Here is a 22,884-nt window from a genome sequence, read left to right on the forward strand (position 1 = left end):
CGCGACGGCGGCGGCTTACGTAGGGTGGGGCGGTGGACAGTTGTGCAGGGAGACGGAAAGCCGGCGAAGGGAATGGCTGGATAAGCTCCGTGAGGATTACGATGTCCAATCCGGCTCCGGATACTTACCCTCCACCGGCGGTGCAGCAATCAGCTGGCAATCAACCGCTCGGCGGCGGAAGCCGGCGCGCATCCTGCCGAGGAGTCCAGGGATGCAGTCCGGGACGCCGTGTTCACCAACGCCGGGACCTGCACAGCGGTAAGGCGTCGCCCTGAGGCTGTAGCCCAGGAAAAACCGGTGCTTGCAATCCGGCCGGACATGGGGTAGACACGTAGGTTGTTTTGCCGTATCGTAGATATTTGCGTCTTCCCTGTTTACCTTCAGCCTTCATATAGCGGTGGGCTTCGCCTGGCAGCTGGCAATCAACGTGCCGTGACAACGTCACAGCATAGCCGGTACGGGCCCCGGGTCATATAGCGGAACCGGATGGTAGCGCTGCGGAGTCATTCCGCAGGGTGCACAGCGGGGGAGATCTGAAAACGCCTGAAGGTCTGTGGAAGGATCCCTCTTGGTCGCCTCGAGCACCTCTAATAACGAAACCGCTAACACCGCCGACAGCACTGATGGTGCCACTCGCCGGCTCTCATTCGCAAAGATTCACGAACCTCTTGACGTTCCGAATCTGCTTGCCCTCCAGACGGACAGCTTCGACTGGCTGGTCGGAAATGAGCGCTGGCAGGCCCGGGTAGCGAAGGCTGTGGAAGAAAACGATCTCAGCGTCGCCACCACGTCCGGCCTGTCGGACATCTTCGAAGAGATCTCCCCGATCGAGGACTTCCAGGGCACCATGTCCCTGAGCTTCTCCGATCCGGAGTTCGCCGATCCCAAGTACACCATGGCCGAGTGCAAGGACCGGGACGCTACGTACTCCGCTCCGCTGTACGTCAAGGCCGAGTTCATGAACAACAACACGGGCGAAATCAAGCAGCAGACCGTGTTCATGGGCGACTTCCCGCTGATGACCGAGAAGGGCACCTTCGTGGTCAACGGCACCGAGCGTGTTGTTGTCTCCCAGCTGGTCCGTTCCCCGGGCGCCTACTTCGAGCGCGCCGCCGACAAGACCAGCGACAAGGACATCTTCACCGCGAAGATCATCCCGTCCCGCGGCGCCTGGTTTGAGCTCGAAATCGACAAGCGCGACCAGGTTGGCGTCCGCCTCGACCGCAAGCGCAAGCAGTCGGTCACCGTCCTGCTGAAGGCCCTCGGCTGGACCGAAGGCCAGATCCTCGAAGAGTTCGGCCAGTACGACTCCATGCGTGCAACGCTGGAGAAGGACGCCACCGAAACCCGCGAAGACGCGCTGCTGGACATCTACCGCAAGCTGCGCCCGGGCGAGCCGCCCACCGTTGAGGCTGCCCAGTCCCTGCTGGACAACCTGTACTTCAACTCCAAGCGCTACGATCTGGCCAAGGTTGGCCGCTACAAGATCAACCGCAAGCTCGGCATTGACCGCTCCCTTGGTGACAAGGAAGCCTCGGTCCTGCACGTTGAAGACATCGTGGCCATGATCAAGTTCCTCGTCGCGCTGCACGCCGGCGAGAAGACCATCAAGGGCGTCCGTGACGGCCAGGAAGTGGACCTGCGCGTCGAGATCGACGACATCGACCACTTCGGCAACCGCCGCATCCGCGCCGTTGGCGAGCTCATCGAGAACCAGGTCCGCACCGGCCTGTCCCGCATGGAGCGCGTTGTCCGCGAGCGTATGACCACCCAGGACGTCGAGGCCATCACGCCGCAGACCCTGATCAACATCCGCCCCGTGGTCGCTGCCATCAAGGAGTTCTTCGGAACCTCCCAGCTGTCGCAGTTCATGGACCAGAACAACCCGCTCTCGGGCCTGACCCACAAGCGCCGCCTGTCGGCCCTTGGCCCGGGTGGTCTTTCCCGTGACCGCGCCGGCATGGAAGTCCGTGACGTGCACCCGTCCCACTACGGACGTATGTGCCCCATCGAAACCCCTGAAGGCCCGAACATTGGTCTGATCGGTTCGCTGGCATCCTACGGACGCATCAACCCGTTCGGCTTCATCGAGACCCCGTACCGCAAGGTCAAGGACGGCGTCGTGTCCGACGACGTCCAGTACCTGACGGCCGACGACGAGGCCGAGGTGCTGATCGCCCAGGCCAACGCCCCGCTGGACGAGAACAACAAGTTCGCCGAAGACACCGTCCTGGTCCGTGCCCGCGGTGGTGGAGGCGAGCCTGTCCTGGTTCCCGCCGAGGACGTTGAGTTCATGGACGTTTCCCCGCGCCAGATGGTGTCCGTGGCAACCGCCCTGATCCCGTTCCTCGAGCACGACGATGCAAACCGCGCACTCATGGGTGCCAACATGCAGCGCCAGGCCGTGCCGCTGGTCCGTTCCGAGGCCCCGTTCGTGGGCACCGGCATGGAGCGCGCCGCTGCCGTGGACGCCGGTGACGTCGTCATCGCGAAGAAGGCCGGTGTGGTCACCGAGGTTTCCGCCGAGCTCGTCATCATGCTCAACGACGACGGCACCGAGACCAACTACCGCATCAACAAGTTCGCCCGCTCCAACCAGGGCAACTGCTACAACCACCGCGTCCTGGTGAACGAAGGCCAGCGCCTGGAAGTTGGCGGCATTATCGCCGACGGCCCGGCAACGGACCAGGGCGAGCTCGCCCTCGGTAAGAACCTGCTCGTGGCATTCATGTCATGGGAAGGCCACAACTTCGAGGACGCCATCATCCTCTCGCAGCGCATCGTTGCCGAGGACGTCCTGTCCTCCATCCACATCGAGGAGCACGAGATCGATGCCCGCGACACCAAGCTTGGTGCCGAGGAAATCACCCGTGACATCCCCAATGTGTCCGAGGAAGTCCTGGCGGGCCTGGACGAGCGCGGCATCATCCACATCGGTGCCGAGGTTGAAGCAGGGGACATCCTGGTCGGAAAGGTCACCCCGAAGGGTGAAACCGAGCTGACCCCGGAAGAGCGCCTGCTGCGCGCCATCTTCGGTGAGAAGTCCCGCGAAGTGCGTGACACCTCCCTGAAGGTGCCCCACGGCGAGTCCGGTACCGTCATCGGCGTGCGCGTCTTCGACCGCGACAACGACGACGAGCTGCCCCCGGGGGTCAACCAGCTGGTCCGCGTCTACGTGGCTGCCAAGCGCAAGATCACCGACGGTGACAAGCTCGCCGGCCGCCACGGCAACAAGGGTGTTATCTCCAAGATCCTCCCCGTTGAGGACATGCCCTTCCTTGCCGACGGCACCCCCGTTGATATCGTCCTGAACCCGCTGGGTGTCCCGGGCCGTATGAACGTGGGCCAGGTGCTCGAAACGCACCTCGGCTGGGTTGCCAAGACCGGTTGGAAGATCGAAGGCGAGCCCGAGTGGGTCAAGCAGCTGCCGAACCTGCCGCGCGAAAGTGGCCAGACCACTGTTGCAACGCCGGTGTTCGACGGTGCCCGGGAAGAGGAAATCACGGGCCTGCTGGACTCCACCAACCCGACGCGTGACGGCGAACGCCTGATCAACTCCTCCGGCAAGACCCGCCTGTTCGACGGCCGCTCCGGCGAGCCGTTCCCGGATCCGATCTCGGTCGGCTACATGTACATCCTGAAGCTCCACCACCTGGTGGACGACAAGATCCACGCCCGGTCCACCGGCCCGTACTCCATGATCACGCAGCAGCCGCTGGGTGGTAAGGCACAGTTCGGTGGCCAGCGCTTCGGTGAGATGGAAGTGTGGGCGCTCGAAGCTTACGGCGCCGCCTACACGCTTCAGGAACTCCTCACGATCAAGTCCGACGACATCCACGGCCGCGTGAAGGTCTATGAAGCCATCGTCAAGGGCGAGAACATCCCGGAGCCCGGCGTTCCCGAGTCCTTCAAGGTCCTGATCAAGGAAATGCAGTCGCTGTGCCTGAACGTGGAAGTCCTTTCCACGGACGGAACCACAATTGAGATGCGTGACTCTGATGACGCAGTCTTCACGGCTGCGGAGGAACTGGGTATCGATCTGTCCCGTGCAGAGCCCAGTTCCGTAGAAGAGGTCTAAGGGATACGACGGCGGGCGACCGCCCGCCGTCGTACATCACCTCCCTCATCCCGCACCCAAAGACTTCAGAGTTTAGAGAACAAGAGAGAACAGGGACCATATGTCCAGCGAATCCTCCTTCGGCCTCATGCAGATCGGCCTCGCCACCGCGGAAGACATCCGCGGCTGGTCGTACGGCGAGGTTAAGAAGCCGGAAACCATCAACTACCGCACGCTCAAGCCCGAGAAGGACGGACTCTTCTGCGAGAAGATCTTCGGTCCGTCCCGGGACTGGGAATGCTACTGCGGCAAGTACAAGCGCGTGCGCTTCAAGGGAATCATCTGTGAGCGGTGTGGCGTTGAAGTCACCCGTGCAAAGGTCCGCCGTGAGCGCATGGGCCACATCGAGCTGGCCGCTCCCGTTACCCACATCTGGTACTTCAAGGGCGTTCCCTCCCGCCTGGGCTACCTCCTTGACCTGGCACCGAAGGACCTCGAAAAGGTCATCTACTTCGCTGCCTACATGATCACCAGCGTTGACGAGGCCGCCCGCCACGAGGAACTGCCCAACCTGCAGGTTGAGCATGACATCGAGAAGAAGCAGCTGATCGACAACCGCGACTCGGACATCGCGGCGATCGCCCGCGACCTTGAAGGCGAAATTGCCCGCCTTGAGGGTGAAGGTGCGAAGGCTGCGGACAAGAAGAAGGCCCGCGACTCCGCCGACCGCCAGATGGCCAACGTGCGTAAGCGCGCCGACGCCGACATCGAGCGCCTCGAGCAGGTCTGGGACCGCTTCAAGAACCTGAAGGTCGCAGACCTCGAAGGTGACGAAGGCCTGTACCGCGAACTGCGCGACCGCTACGGCATGTACTTCGAAGGCTCCATGGGTGCCGAAGCCATCAAGAAGCGCCTCGAGAGCTTCGACATGCAGGCCGAGTCCGACCTGCTGCGCGACGTCATCGCCAACGGCAAGGGCCAGCGCAAGACCCGTGCCCTCAAGCGCCTCAAGGTGGTCAACGCGTTCCTGACCACCAACAACAGCCCGCTTGGCATGGTCCTCGACGCCGTCCCGGTGATCCCGCCGGAACTGCGCCCCATGGTCCAGCTGGACGGTGGCCGCTTCGCGACCTCCGACCTTAACGACCTGTACCGGCGCGTGATCAACCGCAACAACCGACTCAAGCGCCTGCTTGACCTCGGTGCTCCGGAGATCATCGTCAACAACGAGAAGCGCATGCTTCAGGAAGCTGTTGACAGCCTCTTCGACAACGGCCGCCGCGGCCGCCCGGTCACCGGGCCGGGCAACCGTCCGCTGAAGTCCCTGAGCGACATGCTCAAGGGCAAGCAGGGCCGTTTCCGGCAGAACCTCCTCGGCAAGCGCGTCGACTACTCCGGCCGTTCGGTCATCGTCGTCGGCCCGCAGCTGAAGCTGCACCAGTGCGGCCTGCCCAAGCAGATGGCGCTGGAGCTCTTCAAGCCGTTCGTGATGAAGCGCCTGGTTGACCTCAACCACGCCCAGAACATCAAGTCGGCCAAGCGGATGGTGGAGCGTTACCGCCCGCAGGTCTGGGACGTATTGGAAGAGATCATCACCGAACACCCGGTGCTGCTCAACCGTGCACCTACCCTGCACCGCCTCGGCATCCAGGCGTTCGAGCCGCAGCTTGTTGAAGGTAAGGCAATCCAGCTGCACCCGCTGGTGTGTGGCGCCTTCAACGCCGACTTCGACGGCGACCAGATGGCAGTGCACCTGCCGCTGAGCCCCGAAGCCCAGGCTGAGGCCCGCATCCTGATGCTGTCCTCGAACAATATCCTGAAGCCGTCTGACGGACGCCCGGTCACCCTGCCCTCGCAGGATATGATCATCGGCCTCTACCACCTGACCACCAAGCGCAAGGGTTCAGCCGGCGAAGGCCGCGTGTTCGGCTCGGTTGCCGAGGCCATCATGGCGTTCGACGCCCGCGAGCTGCACCTGAACTCGCAGGTCAAGATCCGTCTCGAAGGCTTCGTGCCCTACGCCGGCTGGGAAGCTCCGGAAGGCTGGGAGCCGGGTCAGCCCGCGCTCGTCCAGACCTCCCTGGGCCAGGTGCTCTTCAACGAGACCCTGCCCGAGGACTACCCGTGGGTTGAGGCTGTTGCCGACAAGGGCGAACTGTCCCGCATCGTCAACGACCTCGCGGAGCGCTACCCGAAGGTTGTTACCGCGGCAACGCTGGACAACCTGAAGGACGCCGGTTTCTACTGGGCCACCCGTTCAGGCGTCACCGTCGCCATCTCCGACATCGAGGTTCCGGCCGCCAAGCCTGAAATCCTTGCCGGGTACGAGGAGCGGGCTGCCAAGATCCAGGGCCAGTACGACAAGGGCCTGATCGACGACGACGAGCGTCGCCAGGAACTGATCGAGATCTGGAACAAGGCAACCAACGAGATTGCCTCCGTGATGCGCGAGAGCCTGTCACCGATGAACACCATCAACCGCATGGTGTCCTCCGGTGCACGTGGTAACTGGATGCAGGTCCGCCAGATCGCGGGTATCCGTGGCCTGGTGGCCAACCCGAAGGGTGAGATTATCCCGCGTCCCATCAAGTCCTCCTACCGTGAGGGCCTGTCGGTGCTGGAATACTTCATCGCCACGCACGGTGCCCGTAAGGGTCTGGCTGACACCGCTCTCCGTACCGCAAACTCCGGTTACCTGACTCGTCGCCTGGTGGACGTGTCCCAGGACGTCATCGTCCGGGAAGAGGACTGCGGCACCGAGCGCGGCCTGGTCACGCCGATCGCCGTCGCCGACTCCAACGGTGAGCTGGTCCTGGACGAGAACGTCGAGAACAGTGCTTACGCACGTACCCTCGCCGTCGACGTCGTGGACTCTGAGGGCAACGTCCTCGCGGCTGCCGGCACCGACTGCGGCGACGTGGTCATTGCCGAGCTCTTCAAGGCAGGTATCACCGAGGTCAAGGTCCGCTCCGTACTCACCTGTGAGTCCAGCGTTGGCACCTGCGCCCTGTGCTACGGCCGTTCGCTGGCCACCGGCAAGACCGTGGACATCGGCGAGGCCGTGGGCATTATCGCCGCACAGTCCATCGGTGAGCCGGGTACCCAGCTGACCATGCGTACGTTCCACACCGGTGGTGCAGTCTCCGCCAGCGGTGGCGACGACATCACCCAGGGTCTGCCCCGTATCCAGGAGCTCTTCGAAGCCCGTACTCCGAAGGGTGTTGCACCGATTGCCGAAGCAGCCGGCCGCATCACCATTGAAGAGTCCGAGCGCCAGATGCGCCTGGTCATCACCCCGGATGACGGAAGCGAAGAGATCGCCTACCCGGTCCTGCGCCGTTCACGCCTGCTGATCGAGGATGGCGACCACGTCACCGTCGGCCAGAAGCTGATCAACGGACCGGTGGATCCCAAGCAGGTCCTGCGCATCATGGGTCCGCGTGCGGCACAGAAGTTCCTGGTGGACGAGGTCCAGGGCGTGTACCGCAGCCAGGGCATCGGTATCCACGACAAGCACGTCGAGGTTATCGTCCGCCAGATGCTGCGCCGCGTCACGGTCATCGAGTCCGGCGAATCGGACCTGCTGCCCGGTGAGCTCGCCGAGCGCAGCCGCTTCGAGGACGCCAACCGCCGCGTTGTGTCCGAGGGCAAGACTCCGGCATCCGGACGTCCTGAACTCATGGGCATCACCAAGGCGTCGCTGGCCACCGAATCCTGGTTGTCCGCAGCTTCCTTCCAGGAGACCACCCGCGTCCTGACGCAGGCGGCCATGGAAGGCAAGAGCGACCCGCTGCTGGGCCTGAAGGAGAACGTGATCATCGGTAAGCTGATCCCGGCCGGCACGGGCCTCCCGCGCTACACCGAGGTCACCGTCGAGCCCACTGAAGAAGCAAAGGCCAACCTGTTCACCGGCCCGAGCGCGTTCAGTGACTTCTCGTACGACACCCTGGGCGGCGACGGAGCTCCTGAGTTCCACGCCATCCCGCTGGACGACTACGACCTGGGCAACGACTTCCGCTAGAAGTTCGTGAACGGGCCCCGTCTCTGCAGTGCTTCGGCGCTGGGAGGCGGGGCTCGCCTTTTTAACCCAACTAGGTAGCAGCAGATGTCGGTTTGAGGGCTCAAAGCGACATCTCCTGCTGCCTAGTTAGGGGAGTGGGGCGGCTAATTAAGGCATGGGAGCCGTCCATGCTAGACTTGTTACCAATTGTTATTGTGGCAGTGGATGAGTGCGCCGGTATCAGCTGTGAAGCTGGACCAGAGCGACGTTTCCGGTTTGCAGGGTTCTTGTGCAACGTATGCCACATTTTTGCATGCCTAGGGAACTGTGCGCGCGAGCCGCAGCCAAGGAATGCGATCCGACTATTAAGGCTTCGCCTTCGCCGCCGTGGAGATCTTCTTCAAGGCCCGGGCGGCGGGGCAACGCAACAAGAGAGTGACCGGAAGCGGCCACTCCGGATAAAACGGAGAACACGAGAGTGCCTACGATTAACCAGCTGGTCCGTAAGGGCCGCACGCCTAAGGTCTCAAAGACCAAGGCTCCCGCGCTTAAGGGCAGCCCCATGCGCCGCGGTGTTTGCACCCGCGTTTACACCACCACCCCGAAGAAGCCGAACTCGGCTCTGCGTAAGGTGGCTCGTGTGCGCCTCAACGGCGGCATTGAAGTTACCGCCTACATCCCCGGTGTTGGCCACAACCTGCAGGAGCACTCCATTGTGCTCGTCCGCGGTGGCCGTGTGAAGGACCTCCCGGGTGTTCGCTACAAGATCGTCCGTGGCGCCCTCGATACCCAGGGTGTGAAGAACCGTAAGCAGGCACGCAGCCGCTACGGCGCAAAGATGGAGAAGAAGTAATATGCCTCGCAAGGGTCCGGCCCCCAAGCGGCCGCTCGTTTCGGATCCGGTCTACGGTTCCCCGCTGGTAACCCAGCTCATCAACAAGGTGCTCGTTGACGGCAAGAAGTCCACGGCAGAGCGCATCGTTTACGGTGCACTCGAAGGCGCACGCGCCAAGTCCGGCGGCGATCCCGTAGCTGCACTGAAGAAGGCCATGGACAACGTCAAGCCTTCCCTTGAGGTCCGCTCCCGCCGTGTCGGTGGCGCCACTTACCAGGTTCCGGTTGAAGTCAAGCCGGGCCGCTCCACCGCTCTCGCCCTGCGGTGGCTGGTTGGCTACTCCAAGGCCCGCCGCGAGAAGACGATGACCGAGCGCCTCCAGAACGAAATCCTGGATGCCTCCAACGGTCTCGGTGCCGCTGTGAAGCGTCGCGAAGACACCCACAAGATGGCCGAGTCCAACAAGGCCTTCGCACACTACCGCTGGTAATACTCCCCGGACGCCGCCGGCTCTAAAGAGCCGGCGGCGAACGCGTAGTCCATCCCAAAAGGAGACCCCGTGGCACAGGACGTGCTTACCGACCTTAGTAAGGTCCGCAACATCGGCATCATGGCCCACATTGATGCCGGCAAGACCACCACAACCGAGCGCATCCTGTTCTACACGGGTGTGAACCACAAGATCGGCGAAACGCACGACGGCGCTTCGACCACCGACTGGATGGAACAGGAAAAGGAACGCGGCATCACCATCACGTCTGCCGCCGTGACCTGCTTCTGGGAAAACAACCAGATCAACATCATCGACACCCCTGGCCACGTTGACTTCACCGTCGAGGTGGAGCGCTCCCTGCGCGTCCTCGACGGTGCCGTTGCAGTCTTCGATGGCAAGGAAGGCGTTGAACCGCAGTCCGAAACCGTTTGGCGCCAGGCTGACAAGTACAACGTTCCCCGCATCTGCTTCGTCAACAAGATGGACAAGCTCGGTGCTGACTTCTACTTCACCGTAGATACGATCATCAGCCGCCTCGGCGCTAAGCCGCTGGTCATGCAGCTGCCGATCGGTGCCGAGAACGACTTCATCGGCGTCGTCGACCTGCTCTACATGCGCGCGCTGGTATGGCCCGGCGACGCCAAGGGCGACGTGACCATGGGTGCGAAGTACGAGATCCGCGAGATCCCGGCTGACCTCCAGGAAAAGGCCGAGGAGTACCGCGCGAACCTCGTTGAGACCGTCGCCGAGTCCTCCGAGGAACTCATGGAGAAGTACCTCGAGGGTGAAGAGATCTCGATCGATGAGCTCAAGGCCGGCATCCGCAAGATGACCATCAACTCTGAGCTGTACCCGATCTTCTGCGGTTCCGCCTTCAAGAACCGTGGCGTTCAGCCGATGCTCGATGCAGTTGTCGACTACCTGCCGAACCCGCTCGACGTCCCCCCGATGGTCGGCCACGATCCTCGCGACGAAGAGAAGGAGCTCACCCGCAAGCCTTCCGCTGAAGAGCCCTTCTCAGCACTGGCCTTCAAGATTGCTGCGCACCCCTTCTTCGGCCAGCTCACCTTCATCCGCGTGTACTCAGGTCATGTGGAGGCAGGCGCACAGGTGGTCAACTCCACCAAGGGAAAGAAGGAGCGCATCGGCAAGCTCTTCCAGATGCACGCCAACAAGGAAATGCCCGTTGAGGGCGCTACCGCCGGCCACATCTACGCAGCCATCGGTCTGAAGGACACCACCACGGGTGACACCCTGTGCGACGCTGCCAACCAGATTGTCCTCGAGTCCATGAGCTTCCCGGAGCCCGTGATCTCGGTTGCCATCGAACCCAACACCAAGGGTGACCAGGAGAAGCTCTCCACGGCCATCCAGAAGCTCTCCGCTGAGGACCCCACCTTCCAGGTGTCCCTCAACGAAGACACCGGCCAGACCATCATCGCCGGCATGGGCGAGCTCCACCTGGACATCCTGGTGGACCGCATGCGCCGTGAGTTCAAGGTCGAGGCCAACGTTGGCAAGCCGCAGGTCGCCTACCGCGAGACCATCAAGCGTGCTGTGGAGCGTCACGACTACACGCACAAGAAGCAGACCGGTGGTTCAGGCCAGTTCGCAAAGATCCAGATCGCGATCGAGCCGCTGGACACAGCCGAAGGCGAGCTGTACGAGTTCGAGAACAAGGTCACTGGTGGCCGCGTTCCCCGCGAGTACATCCCGTCCGTGGACGCCGGTATCCAGGATGCGCTGAACGACGGCGTCCTGGCCGGTTACCCGGTTGTCGGCATCAAGGCCACGCTGGTTGACGGCGCGTACCACGATGTCGACTCCTCGGAAATGGCGTTCAAGATCGCCGGCCGTATGGCTTTCAAGGAAGCTGCACGCAAGGCGAACCCTGTCCTGCTTGAACCGCTGATGGATGTCGAGGTCCGCACCCCTGAGGAATACATGGGTGAAGTTATCGGTGACCTCAACTCCCGCCGTGGCCAGATGCAGTCCATGGAAGATGCACAGGGCGTCAAGGTCATCCGTGCGCACGTTCCGCTGTCCGGCATGTTCGGCTACATCGGTGACCTGCGCTCGAAGACCCAGGGCCGTGCTGTGTACTCCATGACCTTCAACAGCTACGCCGAGGTCCCGAAGGCAGTTGCCGACGAGATCATCCAGAAGACCCGCGGCGAATAGTCTCAGGACTTTCGCAGCGACAAACCTCGGGTGCGCCTGCCGGTATCGGAAAGCGCAGCCGGTGCAGATGGCCGGACCGGCCGGAACCATCCGGTCGGGCCGGATCCGGGCATCTGCACGAACAGGCTCAAGGCACTAGTATTAGTTCCTGAATCTGCAATTTCACCAATCCAAAGCCCCCAAGTAGACTTGCCTGAGTTTCTGCCGCGACAAGCGCGGCTGAAAGGTAAGTCATTTGAAAACGTTCTAGGAGGAACCTGTGGCAAAGGCAAAGTTCGAGCGGACTAAGCCGCACGTTAACATCGGCACCATTGGTCACGTTGACCACGGTAAGACGACGTTGACGGCCGCCATTTCCAAGGTGCTGTACGACAAGTACCCGGATCTCAACGAGAAGCGCGACTTCGCGTCGATCGACTCTGCTCCCGAAGAGCGTCAGCGTGGCATTACCATCAACATCTCCCACGTGGAGTACCAGACCGAAAAGCGCCACTACGCACACGTAGACGCCCCGGGTCACGCTGACTACATCAAGAACATGATCACCGGTGCTGCCCAGATGGACGGCGCGATCCTCGTGGTTGCCGCCACTGACGGCCCGATGGCACAGACCCGCGAGCACGTTCTGCTCGCCCGCCAGGTTGGTGTTCCCTACCTGCTGGTCGCGCTGAACAAGGCTGACATGGTTGACGATGAGGAACTGCTGGACCTCGTTGAAATGGAAGTTCGTGAGCTCCTGAGCTCGCAGGGCTTCGATGGCGACGAAGCACCCGTCGTTCGCGTTTCCGGCCTCAAGGCTCTGGAAGGCGACCCCGAGTGGGTCAAGTCCGTTGAGGACCTGATGGCCGCAGTCGACGAGTCCGTTCCGGACCCCGTACGTGACCGCGACAAGCCGTTCCTGATGCCGATCGAGGACGTCTTCACCATCACCGGCCGTGGCACCGTTGTTACGGGCCGCGCCGAGCGTGGCACCCTCGCCATCAACTCCGAGGTCGAGATCGTTGGTATCCGCCCGGTCCAGAAGACCACGGTTACCGGTATCGAGATGTTCCACAAGCAGCTCGACGAAGCATGGGCCGGCGAGAACTGTGGCCTCCTGCTCCGTGGTCTGAAGCGCGACGATGTCGAGCGTGGCCAGGTTGTCGTCAAGCCGGGTTCCATCACCCCGCACACCGACTTCGAGGCCAACGTCTACATCCTCTCCAAGGACGAAGGCGGACGTCACAACCCGTTCTACTCCAACTACCGCCCGCAGTTCTACTTCCGTACGACGGACGTTACCGGCGTTATCACCCTGCCCGAGGGCACGGAAATGGTTATGCCCGGCGACAACACTGAGATGACCGTTGCGCTCATCCAGCCGATCGCTATGGAAGAGGGCCTCGGCTTCGCAATCCGCGAAGGCGGCCGCACTGTTGGTTCAGGACGTGTTACCAAGATCATCAAGTAATTCTTGTTGAACTAAAGAACAGCCCCGCTGCTGATGCAGCGGGGCTGTTCTTTTTGGTTAACCCGTGCCTGATAATCTTGCTGGACCGAAAGGAGATCACCATGAGCTGGCTCATTTTCCTGATCATCATCGTTGCCGTCGTGGCAGGTGTGTTCTGGGCAAAGCGGTACTTCCGCCACGAGATTGACCGCGCCAAGCGGATCAACCGGGCAAACAAGGACCAGTAGCCTAGGGTTCCCTGGATTTCCGCGCCCGGCTCAGCGCCTGGTACCAGTAGAAGGACTCCTTGGGTGTCCGCGCCTGTGTCGAAAAATCCACGTGGACCAGGCCGAAGCGCTGCGAATATCCGGCCGCCCATTCGAAGTTGTCCATCAGGGTCCAGACGTAGTATCCACGCAGGTCTACCCCTGCGGCGATTCCGCCGGGAGCCGTTGCTTCCAGCGCCGACCGCAGGTGTGCTGCCAAATACTGCACCCGGTCGTCGTCCTGAAGTGTTCCGGAAACGGTCTCGGGCTCCGGGAAGCTGGCTCCGCCCTCGGTGATGTACACCGGCGGAAGGGCGTCCCCGTAGCGGTCGTGAAGTTCCTTCAGCAGGATGCCCAGATGGCCGGGGGCCACCGGCCACCCGAAGCCGGTGCTGCTGTATTCGGGGTAACCCACCTCATGGAACGGAAGCCGTGCCACCGCTTTGTGTACATCCGCCGGAATCGACGCCGCTCCCGGGCCCAAGGCAACCTTCACGGGGAAGTAGTAGTTGAGGCCGTAGAAGTCCAGCGGCTGGTGAATGGTGCGCAGGTCCGCGTCGGAAATCTTTCCGAGGGAGCGCAACCATGGCCTGGCATAGAGGGGGAGTGCCGGGTAGCGGCCCAGCAGGACTGGGTCTGCATAAACCCTGTTCATCAGCAGGTCATAGAGGTGGGCCACCAGCGTGTCGCCGATCTTGCGGGACGCGGGACGGACCGGGGCGTGCAGGTTGGTGACGCCGATTCCGCCGGCAACGCCGGCTGCCCGAAGCGCCTGCGCGCCCAGGCCGTGTGCCAGAAGCTGGTGGTGGATGGAGGGGAGGGCGTCGAACATCAGGGCCCGGCCAGGAGCGTGCACTCCCAGGGCGTAGCCGTTCAGGGTGACGGAGACGGGCTCATTCAAGGTCACCCACTGCGCCACCCTGTCACCGAAACGTTCACCCGCCGCACCGGCATACTCGCCGAACCGCTCCGCCGTCTCCCTGTTCATCCAGCCGCCGCGATGCTCCAAAGGCAGCGGTGTATCCCAGTGATAGAGGGTTGCCATGGGTGAGATGCCGGCGGCAAGCAGTTGATCGATCAGCCGGTCGTAGAACTCAAGGCCCTCCCTGTTGAAGCCGCCGCGGCCTTCGGGCTGGATCCTCGGCCAGGAGAGGGAGAAACGGTAGGAATCAACCCCCAGGTCCTGCAGCAGGGCGATGTCCTCCGGAAGCCTGTTGTAGTGGTCGCAGGCAACGGCGGGGGAGTGCCCGTCCATAATGGCTCCCGGCTTTTCGGCGAAGGCGTCCCAGCCGGAGGGGCCACGCCCGCCGTCGGACAATGCTCCCTCAATCTGGAAGGCGGCCGCGGCCACTCCAAGCGTGAACGACGGCGGCATTCGGCTGGCCAGTTCCGTCGCCGATTCTGTGCTTTCCAGGGTCATGCCCCTATCATCCATTCGGAAGCAACCGTGGGCAATGGCCTCACAGCGCGCCCGGCGGGCCCGATTCGCATCTGGCGCCGATTTCCGGCATACTAGATGAGTTGTTCAAGCGCTTCTTCGCGTCCCGATCCGGATAATGCCGGGTGCCAGGGTCCAAGTTGAAGACCAAACATAACCCACTCCCCTGGAATAGCGGATTTGTACGCGTGCCAAGCGCGACACGCCCGACCGCGGGGGTCGGTTGCGCCGGCAAGGTGAGGAACCCGGATTTTCCGGATTCAGTTTGTGCGGCGGATGGTGGTTACGACCTCAATTGCTTCGGCAGCCATACAACGAGTAAGTGAACAGGGCAGCCCTAACCAGGGGAAGCACAGACTGAAAGAGAGTCAGGCGACATGGCGGGACAAAAAATCCGCATCCGGCTGAAGTCATACGACCACGAGGTCATTGACGTTTCAGCACGGAAGATCGTTGAGACGGTCACGCGCGCAGGCGCAACGGTAGTCGGCCCCGTGCCGCTGCCCACGGAGAAGAACGTTTACTGCGTGATCCGCTCTCCGCACAAGTACAAGGACAGCCGCGAGCACTTCGAAATGCGCACGCACAAGCGTCTTATCGACATCATCGATCCCACGCCGAAGGCTGTTGACTCGCTCATGCGTCTCGACCTGCCGGCAGACGTGAACATCGAAATCAAGCTGTAGGGAGGTGCTGAGAAACTATGACCGCAACCCGTAACGTAAAGGGCCTGCTGGGCACGAAGCTCGGCATGACCCAGGTCTGGGACGAGAACAACAAGCTCATCCCCGTCACTGTGGTCCAGGCAGATTCGAACGTCATCACCCAGCTGCGCAACGCAGAAGCTGATGGCTATGTCGCCGTTCAGATCGGCTACGGCCAGATCGATCCCCGCAAGGTCACCAAGCCGCTGGCTGGTCACTTTGAAAAGGCAGGCGTTACGCCTCGCCGCCACGTCGTCGAACTCCGTACCGCAGATGCTGCCGAGTACGAGCTGGGCCAGGAGCTCTCCGTAGAGGTCTTCGAAGCCGGACAGAAGATCGACGTCATCGGCACCACCAAGGGTAAGGGCTTCGCCGGTGTAATGAAGCGTCACGGCTTCCACGGCGTTGGAGCTTCCCACGGTGCCCACAAGAACCACCGTAAGCCCGGTTCAATCGGTGGCGCATCCACCCCGAGCCGCGTCTTCAAGGGCATGAAAATGGCCGGCCGCATGGGCGCCGTCCGTCACACCACGCTGAACCTCACGGTCCACGCGGTTGACGTCGAGAAGTCGCTGCTCCTTATCAAGGGTGCCGTTCCCGGTGCCCGCGGCCAGGTCGTACTCGTACGCACCGCCGTGAAGGGAGCCTAGTCCAATGGCTAACACTGTCCAGGTTGACCTGCCTGCAGAGATCTTCGACGTCCAGACCAACGTGCCGCTGCTGCACCAGGTCGTCGTTGCACAGCTCGCTGCTGCTCGCCAGGGTACCCACAAGACCAAGACCCGCGCTGAAGTTTCCGGTGCAGGACGCAAGCCGTTCAAGCAGAAGGGCACCGGCCGCGCCCGCCAGGGTTCAATCCGTGCTCCGCACATGACCGGCGGTGGCGTTGTCCACGGTCCCACCCCGCGTGACTACAGCCAGCGCACCCCCAAGAAGATGATTGCTGCTGCACTGCGCGGCGCACTCTCTGACCGGGCCCGCAACGGACGCATCCACGTTGTCGCCGACCTGGTTGAAGGCACCAAGCCCTCCGCCAAGACTGCACTGGCAACCCTGCGTGGCGTTTCCGACCGCAAGAACCTGCTGGTCGTCATCGAGCGTGACAACGATGTTGCTGCACTGTCTGTGCGCAACCTCGCCGGCGTTCACGTTCTGTACGCAGACCAGCTGAACACCTACGACGTTCTCGTGTCTGATGACGTTGTCTTCACCAAGGCTGCCTACGACGCATTCGTTGCCGCCAAGGCAGCTAAGAACGAGGAGGATGCCAAGTGAGTGCAGCCACCATCAAGGATCCCCGCGACGTCGTGCTTGCACCCGTCGTGTCCGAAAAGAGCTACGGCCTGATCGATGAGGGCAAGTACACCTTCCTGGTGGACCCCCGTTCGAACAAGACCGAGATCAAGCTGGCCGTGGAGAAAATCTTCTCCGTCAAGGTCGAATCGATCAACACCATCAACCGTGCCGGTAAGCGCAAGCGCACCAAATTCGGATGGGGTACCCGCAAGAACACCAAGCGTGCGATTGTCACCCTCAAAGAAGGCACCATCGACATCTTCGGCGGTCCGCTCGCGTAGCGGAGACCACTTTAACGAGGAAATAAATTATGGGAATCCGTAAGTACAAGCCGACTACCCCGGGCCGTCGTGGCTCGAGCGTAGCGGACTTCATCGAAATCACGCGGTCGACGCCGGAAAAGTCGTTGGTACGTCCGCTGCCCAAAAAGGGCGGCCGTAACAACACCGGTAAGATCACCACCCGTCACAAGGGTGGCGGACACAAGCGCCAGTACCGTCTGATCGACTTCCGTCGCCACGACAAGGACGGCGTTGACGCCCGCGTTGCAGAAATTGAGTACGATCCGAACCGTACGGCCCGCATCGCGCTCCTGCACTACGTTGATGGCACCAAGCGTTACATCATCGCCCCCAACAAGCTGTCCCAGGGTGACTTCGTTGAGGCTGGCCCCAACGCTGACATCAAGCCGGGCAACAACCTGCCCCTGCGCAACATCCCCGTGGGTACCGTTATCCACGCGGTTGAACTGCGTCCGGGCGGCGGCGCCAAGATGGCCCGCTCCGCAGGTGCCTCTGTTCAGCTCGTTGCCAAGGAAGGCCGCTTCGCCCAGCTGCGTCTGCCTTCCGGCGAAATCCGCAACGTCGACGTGCGCTGCCGCGCAACCGTCGGCGAGGTCGGCAACGCCGAGCAGTCGAACATCAACTGGGGCAAGGCCGGCCGCATGCGGTGGAAGGGCGTCCGCCCGACCGTCCGTGGTGTCGCCATGAACCCGGTTGACCACCCGCACGGTGGTGGTGAGGGTAAGACGTCCGGTGGACGTAACCCCGTCAACCCCAACGGTCAGCGGGAAGGCCGCACGCGCCGCCCCAACAAAGAGAGCGACAAGCTTATTGTGCGTCGCCGTCGTACTGGCAAGAACAAGCGATAGGAGCCTGGACACATGCCACGCAGCCTGAAAAAAGGTCCTTTCGTCGACCAGCACCTCTTTGTGAAGGTAGCCAGGGAAAACGAAAAGGGCACCAAGAACGTCATCAAGACCTGGTCCCGCCGTTCGATGATCATTCCCGACATGCTCGGACACACGATCGCCGTACACGACGGACGCAAGCACATTCCGGTGTTTGTCACTGAGTCGATGGTCGGGCACAAGCTCGGCGAATTCGCTCCTACGCGGACATTCCGCGGCCATGTCAAGGACGACCGTAAGGGCAAGCGCCGCTAGGCGCCTGCACCTGCGTCAAAGACGAGAGAAGGAAAGCAATGGAAGCCAAGGCAATTGCGCGCCACATCCGCGTAACGCCTATGAAGGCCCGGCGCGTCGTCAACCTTGTTCGTGGTTTGCAAGCGAATGAGGCTCTGGCAATTCTGAAGTTTGCCCCCCAGGCAGCTTCGGAGCCGGTATTCAAGGTAGTACAGTCGGCAATCTCCAACGCCCGGGTCCTCGCGGACCGTGACGGCGTGGCGTTTGACGAAGGTGACCTCATCATCAGCGAAGCGTTTGTTGATGAAGGCCCGACCATGAAGCGGTTCCAGCCGCGCGCCCAGGGTCGTGCATTTCAGATCAAGAAGCGCACCAGCCACATCACCGTGGTAGTCGCTACCCCGGAGAAAGAGGAGGCTCGCTAAGTGGGACAGAAAGTAAACCCGCACGGGTTCCGACTCGGCATCACCACCGATCACGTATCGCACTGGTTCGCTGACAGCACCAAGGCCGGCCAGCGGTACAAGGACTTCGTTCGCGAAGACATCCGCATCCGCCAGCTCATGTCCACGGGCATGGAGCGTGCCGGTATCGCCAAGGTTGAGATCGAGCGCACCCGTGACCGCGTCCGCGTGGACATCCACACGGCCCGTCCCGGCATCGTCATCGGCCGCCGTGGAGCTGAAGCAGACCGCATCCGCGGCGAGCTCGAAAAGCTCACCGGCAAGCAGGTCCAGCTGAACATCCTCGAGGTCAAGAATCCCGAGATGGAAGCCCAGCTTGTGGCCCAGGGCGTCGCAGAGCAGCTGACTTCCCGCGTGGCATTCCGCCGTGCGATGAAGAAGGCCATGCAGTCCGCACAGCGTGCAGGTGCCAAGGGCATCCGCATCGCCTGCTCGGGCCGCCTGGGTGGCGCTGAAATGTCCCGCTCGGAGTTCTACCGCGAAGGCCGTGTGCCCCTGCACACCCTCCGCGCGAACATCGACTACGGCTTCTACGAAGCCAAGACCACCTTCGGTCGCATCGGTGTGAAGGTCTGGATCTACAAGGGTGACGTCACCGCCAAGGAACTGGCCGCACAGGCCGCTTCCGCCCCGTCCCGCGGCCGCTCCGGCGACCGTCCGGGCCGCCCGGGTGGCGCTGACCGTGGTGACCGCCGCCGTCGCAACGACCGCCCGGCCGCTGACGCAGCTCCTGCTGCAGAAGCACCGGCAGTTGAAGCAGCACCTGCTGCTGCAGAAGGAGGACAGGCTTAAATGCTTATCCCACGTCGAGTAAAGCACCGTAAGCAGCACCACCCGGGTCGTTCCGGCGCTGCTACGGGCGGTACCCAGGTCTCCTTCGGTGAGTACGGCATCCAGGCCCTGAGCCCGGCATACGTCACCAACCGTCAGATCGAGTCCGCTCGTATCGCCATGACCCGCCACATCAAGCGTGGCGGTAAGGTCTGGATCAACATCTACCCGGACCGTCCGCTGACCAAGAAGCCTGCCGAAACCCGTATGGGTTCCGGTAAGGGTTCGCCGGAGTGGTGGGTCGCCAACGTCAAGCCGGGCCGGGTTCTGTTCGAACTCTCCGGTGTCAATGAAGAGGTAGCTCGCGAGGCCCTGCGCCTGGCAATCCACAAGCTGCCGTTGAAGGCACGCATCGTGCGTCGCGAGGGTGGTGAATAGAAATGGCAGTAGGATCCAAGGATCTGGCTCCCGCACAGCTGGACGGTTTCGACAACGAGCGTCTCGTTGAAGAACTGCGCAAGGCCAAGGAAGAGCTGTTCAACCTGCGTTTCCAGTCCGCCACCGGTCAGTTGGAGAACCACGGTCGTCTGCGCGCGGTAAAGAAGGACATCGCCCGCATCTACACCGTTCTCCGTGAACGCGAGCTGGGCATTCGTGCCGAGGTTGCCGCACCGGTTGTGGAAGCCAAGGAAGAGAAGAAGTCCAAGAAGGCTGCAGCCAAGAAGGCCGACACGGCTGAGACGGCTGAGACCGAGGAGGATGCCAAGTGAGTGAAAAGGACGAGAACGTGACGGAAACTGCTACCGCCGCCAAGGCCGGTCAGCGCGGTTACCGCAAGACGCGTCGCGGCTACGTGGTCTCGGACAAGATGGAAAAGACCATCGTTGTCCAGGTTGAGGACCGCGTGAAGCACGCCCTGTACGGCAAGGTCATCCGCCGTACCTCCAAGGTCAAGGCGCACGACGAAGAGAACACCGCCGGCATCGGCGACCTCGTTGTCATCGCCGAGACCCGTCCGCTGTCCGCCACCAAGAACTGGCGGCTCGTGGAGATCCTCGAGAAGGCCAAGTAGCACCTGCTGCTTCGGTTGTCGGAAGCCCCTGCTCCCATTGGGAGCGGGGGCTTCCCTCGTTTAACGGCAGGTCCTGGTAGCGGCGGTGGGCCCAGCGCGTGGCGCGTGCCGTCGCCCGCGTCTGCCTCAGGACGCTCTCTCACTTAACGCGGGAAAATCCGGAACGTTTTATCACTGGCGTCAGGGAAATGGCAGAGCGTCGCTTGAAAAGCCGCGTTAAGTGGGAGATCGTTGCTTGAAAAGCCGCGTTAAGTGAGAGAGTGTGCGACGGCGGTGGGGCGGGGGCCCGGGGGAGTGGCACCAAGGGTGGGCCCAAAGGCTCCGGTGCTTGGCGCCGTCGTCCGTGTTGCGTGTGGCACCCAGCCGGTGATATGGGGACGGACCGAAACTGTGCTAGGATATTGAGTTTGTATGGCGCTTTCGCGCGCCATCATCAACCTCGTAAACAAGCGTGCCACAGCATAGTGCCCCCTTGCGCCCAGGAGCATTCCTGGACCGGAAGGGAGCAACTGCTTTTGGCACGGGAGTTTAGGCCTGGCCTGGCAAAATCCAGGCAGGTCAAGAGACACCCCGATCAACCGTTCCGCAAGGCTCATTCCGTAGGAAGATTTTCGGTCTGAGAACCGGCGCGACGCAAGGAGTAAATAGTGATTCAGCAGGAGTCGCGACTCAAGGTCGCCGACAACACGGGTGCTAAGGAAATCCTTACCATTCGCGTTCTCGGTGGATCCGGCCGTCGCTACGCAGGCATCGGCGACGTCATCGTCGCCACCGTCAAGGATGCAATTCCGGGCGGCAACGTGAAAAAGGGTGACGTCGTTAAGGCTGTCATCGTCCGTACCAAGAAGGAACGCCGCCGTGCGGATGGTTCCTACATCAAGTTTGACGAGAACGCAGCTGTGATCCTGAAGAACGACGGTGACCCCCGTGGTACCCGTATCTTCGGACCGGTTGGTCGTGAACTGCGTGACAAGAAGTTCATGAAGATCGTTTCTCTGGCTCCGGAGGTGCTCTAGCTCATGGCTGCAAAGATCAAGAAGGGTGACCTCGTTCAGGTCATCACTGGCGCCAAGGCTGAGCGCGGCGGCGACCGCGGCAAGCAGGGCAAGGTCCTGCGCGTGTTCACCGACACCAACCGCGTGTTGGTTGAAGGCGTCAACCGCGTCACTAAGCACACCAAGGTCGGTCAGTCGCAGCGCGGCACCAAGACCGGTGGCATCGAGGTTGTCGAAGCCCCGATCCACATCTCCAACGTGGCACTGGTTGACCCGTCCACCAAGAAGCCGACCCGCGTGGGCTTCCGCCTCGACACGGTCGAGAAGAACGGTGTGAAGAAGACCGTCCGCATCCGCGTGTCCAAGAGCTCCGGGAAGGACATCTAATGACTGAGACTCTCGAGACTCCGGCAACGAAGATCGTTCCTCGTCTGAAGACCAAGTACGCAGATTCCATCAAGGGCGCGCTCATTGAGGAATTCAAGTACCAGAACGTAAACCAGGTTCCCCGCCTCGTGAAGGTCGTTGTGAACATGGGTGTTGGAGATGCCGCCAAGGACTCCAAGCTGATCGACGGCGCTGTCCGCGACCTCACCCAGATCACCGGCCAGAAGCCGCAGGTAACCAAGGCCCGCAAGTCGATCGCACAGTTCAAGCTGCGCGAAGGCATGCCCATCGGTGCACACGCTACCCTCCGTGGCGACCGCATGTGGGAATTCCTGGACCGCCTGGTCACGCTCGCACTGCCCCGCATCAGGGACTTCCGCGGCCTGAGTGGCAAGCAGTTCGACGGCAACGGCAACTACACCTTCGGTCTGACCGAGCAGGTTATGTTCCACGAAATCGACCAGGACAAGATCGACCGCACCCGCGGTATGGATATCACGGTCGTCACCACTGCCAAGACCGATGACGAAGGCCGCGCGCTGCTCAAGGCGCTTGGTTTCCCGTTCAAGACCGAAGCTTAATTACTACGTAAAAGGTCCGGCCGCTCTGCTCCCTGCGAGCAACCGGCGGAAACCGTTACGAGGAAGGGCAAGAGCCCACCATGACAATGACAGATCCTGTCGCAGATATGCTTACGCGCCTGCGTAACGCAAATTCGGCATACCACGACTCCGTGTCTATGCCTTACAGCAAGCTCAAGGCACGCGTTGCCGACATCCTCAAGGCCGAAGGCTTCATCGCCGGCTGGAAGGAAGAGGACGCTGAGGTTGGCAAGAAGCTGACCCTCGAACTCAAGTTCGGTCCGAACCGTGAGCGTTCCATCGCGGGTGTTCGCCGCATCTCCAAGCCGGGTCTTCGCGTTTACGCGAAGTCCACCAACCTGCCGCACGTGCTCGGTGGCCTGGGTATCGCAATCCTGTCCACCTCTTCCGGCCTCCTGACTGACAAGCAGGCCGGCAAGAAGGGCGTGGGCGGCGAAGTCCTCGCATACGTCTGGTAACGGGAAAGGAAGA

The 22,884-nt window shown here is 62.0% G+C and carries 23 protein-coding genes; 22 read left to right on the forward strand and 1 reads right to left on the reverse strand.

Going from position 1 to position 22,884, the window contains the following annotated elements; translation table 11 throughout:
• Positions 1–568: 568 nt before the first annotated feature.
• The 7 genes from rpoB (at position 569) to FDW84_RS19895 (ending at position 13,243) form a co-directional block, all read left to right on the forward strand.
• The gene (gene rpoB, locus FDW84_RS09860; protein WP_138608949.1) at positions 569–4,078 is read left to right on the forward strand and encodes a DNA-directed RNA polymerase subunit beta; all 3,510 of its coding nucleotides are present in this window, start codon (positions 569–571) and stop codon (positions 4,076–4,078) included.
• Between the two features lie 100 nt (positions 4,079–4,178).
• Complete coding sequence (locus FDW84_RS09865; RefSeq protein WP_138608950.1) at positions 4,179–8,078, forward strand: DNA-directed RNA polymerase subunit beta'; 3,900 nt, start codon at positions 4,179–4,181, stop codon at positions 8,076–8,078.
• Positions 8,079–8,535: 457 nt separating this feature from the next.
• A complete protein-coding gene (rpsL, locus tag FDW84_RS09870) occupies positions 8,536–8,910 on the forward strand; it encodes a 30S ribosomal protein S12 (RefSeq protein WP_003803830.1) in 375 nt (124 codons plus the stop codon).
• Position 8,911: 1 nt separating this feature from the next.
• A complete protein-coding gene (rpsG, locus tag FDW84_RS09875) occupies positions 8,912–9,382 on the forward strand; it encodes a 30S ribosomal protein S7 (protein ID WP_003803829.1) in 471 nt (156 codons plus the stop codon).
• Between the two features lie 69 nt (positions 9,383–9,451).
• The gene (gene fusA / locus FDW84_RS09880; protein WP_138608952.1) at positions 9,452–11,566 is read left to right on the forward strand and encodes an elongation factor G; all 2,115 of its coding nucleotides are present in this window, start codon (positions 9,452–9,454) and stop codon (positions 11,564–11,566) included.
• Positions 11,567–11,825: 259 nt separating this feature from the next.
• Positions 11,826–13,016, forward strand: coding sequence for an elongation factor Tu (gene tuf / locus FDW84_RS09885; RefSeq protein ID WP_056334246.1), 1,191 nt, complete (start codon positions 11,826–11,828; stop codon positions 13,014–13,016).
• Between the two features lie 101 nt (positions 13,017–13,117).
• Complete coding sequence (locus FDW84_RS19895; RefSeq protein WP_256371721.1) at positions 13,118–13,243, forward strand: hypothetical protein; 126 nt, start codon at positions 13,118–13,120, stop codon at positions 13,241–13,243.
• 1 nt (position 13,244) lies between these two features.
• On the opposite strand, the gene FDW84_RS09890 is transcribed toward FDW84_RS19895, so the two are convergent.
• Positions 13,245–14,681, reverse strand: a complete 1,437-nt coding sequence (locus FDW84_RS09890) for a GH1 family beta-glucosidase (protein ID WP_138608953.1) — start codon at positions 14,679–14,681, stop codon at positions 13,245–13,247.
• 395 nt (positions 14,682–15,076) lie between these two features.
• Here FDW84_RS09890 and rpsJ point away from each other — a divergent pair, with 395 nt between their 5' ends.
• The 15 genes from rpsJ to rpsH all read left to right on the forward strand — a co-directional run bounded on the left by rpsJ (position 15,077) and on the right by rpsH (position 22,871).
• Positions 15,077–15,385, forward strand: a complete 309-nt coding sequence (gene rpsJ / locus FDW84_RS09895) for a 30S ribosomal protein S10 (RefSeq protein ID WP_003803825.1) — start codon at positions 15,077–15,079, stop codon at positions 15,383–15,385.
• 17 nt (positions 15,386–15,402) lie between these two features.
• Positions 15,403–16,053 (forward strand): 50S ribosomal protein L3, encoded by a 651-nt coding sequence (gene rplC, locus FDW84_RS09900; RefSeq protein WP_013601833.1) that lies wholly within the window; start codon positions 15,403–15,405, stop codon positions 16,051–16,053.
• A gap of 4 nt (positions 16,054–16,057) precedes the next feature.
• Positions 16,058–16,678, forward strand: coding sequence for a 50S ribosomal protein L4 (gene rplD / locus FDW84_RS09905; RefSeq protein WP_138133158.1), 621 nt, complete (start codon positions 16,058–16,060; stop codon positions 16,676–16,678).
• Positions 16,675–16,980 (forward strand): 50S ribosomal protein L23, encoded by a 306-nt coding sequence (gene rplW, locus FDW84_RS09910; protein ID WP_011692807.1) that lies wholly within the window; start codon positions 16,675–16,677, stop codon positions 16,978–16,980. The genes rplD and rplW overlap by 4 nt, the downstream gene beginning before the upstream one ends.
• A gap of 29 nt (positions 16,981–17,009) precedes the next feature.
• Complete coding sequence (rplB, locus tag FDW84_RS09915) at positions 17,010–17,849, forward strand: 50S ribosomal protein L2 (RefSeq protein ID WP_138133159.1); 840 nt, start codon at positions 17,010–17,012, stop codon at positions 17,847–17,849.
• Positions 17,850–17,861: 12 nt separating this feature from the next.
• Complete coding sequence (rpsS, locus tag FDW84_RS09920) at positions 17,862–18,143, forward strand: 30S ribosomal protein S19 (protein ID WP_003803803.1); 282 nt, start codon at positions 17,862–17,864, stop codon at positions 18,141–18,143.
• A gap of 38 nt (positions 18,144–18,181) precedes the next feature.
• Entirely contained in the window at positions 18,182–18,547 is a 366-nt protein-coding gene (gene rplV, locus FDW84_RS09925) for a 50S ribosomal protein L22 (protein ID WP_009358304.1), read from the forward strand.
• Positions 18,548–19,378 (forward strand): 30S ribosomal protein S3, encoded by an 831-nt coding sequence (rpsC, locus tag FDW84_RS09930; RefSeq protein WP_138608955.1) that lies wholly within the window; start codon positions 18,548–18,550, stop codon positions 19,376–19,378.
• Entirely contained in the window at positions 19,379–19,795 is a 417-nt protein-coding gene (gene rplP, locus FDW84_RS09935; protein ID WP_043454603.1) for a 50S ribosomal protein L16, read from the forward strand.
• A 2-nt stretch (positions 19,796–19,797) separates the two neighbouring features.
• The gene (rpmC, locus tag FDW84_RS19930; RefSeq protein ID WP_138608958.1) at positions 19,798–20,127 is read left to right on the forward strand and encodes a 50S ribosomal protein L29; all 330 of its coding nucleotides are present in this window, start codon (positions 19,798–19,800) and stop codon (positions 20,125–20,127) included.
• Positions 20,124–20,429 carry a 30S ribosomal protein S17 gene (rpsQ, locus tag FDW84_RS09945; RefSeq protein WP_138133162.1) on the forward strand — a complete coding sequence of 102 codons (306 nt, stop codon included), beginning with the start codon at positions 20,124–20,126 and terminating at the stop codon, positions 20,427–20,429. The genes rpmC and rpsQ overlap by 4 nt, the downstream gene beginning before the upstream one ends.
• A gap of 647 nt (positions 20,430–21,076) precedes the next feature.
• Positions 21,077–21,445, forward strand: coding sequence for a 50S ribosomal protein L14 (gene rplN, locus FDW84_RS09950; protein WP_003803789.1), 369 nt, complete (start codon positions 21,077–21,079; stop codon positions 21,443–21,445).
• A gap of 3 nt (positions 21,446–21,448) precedes the next feature.
• Positions 21,449–21,811: a 50S ribosomal protein L24 gene (gene rplX / locus FDW84_RS09955; protein ID WP_138608960.1), complete on the forward strand. Its 363-nt coding sequence runs from the start codon at positions 21,449–21,451 to the stop codon at positions 21,809–21,811.
• Complete coding sequence (rplE, locus tag FDW84_RS09960) at positions 21,811–22,392, forward strand: 50S ribosomal protein L5 (RefSeq protein ID WP_138608962.1); 582 nt, start codon at positions 21,811–21,813, stop codon at positions 22,390–22,392. Before rplX ends, rplE begins: the two co-directional genes overlap by 1 nt.
• An 80-nt stretch (positions 22,393–22,472) precedes the next feature.
• Positions 22,473–22,871 carry a 30S ribosomal protein S8 gene (rpsH, locus tag FDW84_RS09965; protein WP_018769139.1) on the forward strand — a complete coding sequence of 133 codons (399 nt, stop codon included), beginning with the start codon at positions 22,473–22,475 and terminating at the stop codon, positions 22,869–22,871.
• The last annotated feature ends 13 nt before the right edge of the window (positions 22,872–22,884 follow it).

The sequence above is a fragment of the Pseudarthrobacter sp. NamE5 genome, from assembly GCF_005796225.1.
In the GTDB taxonomy this organism is placed as follows: Bacteria; Actinomycetota; Actinomycetes; order Actinomycetales; family Micrococcaceae; genus Arthrobacter.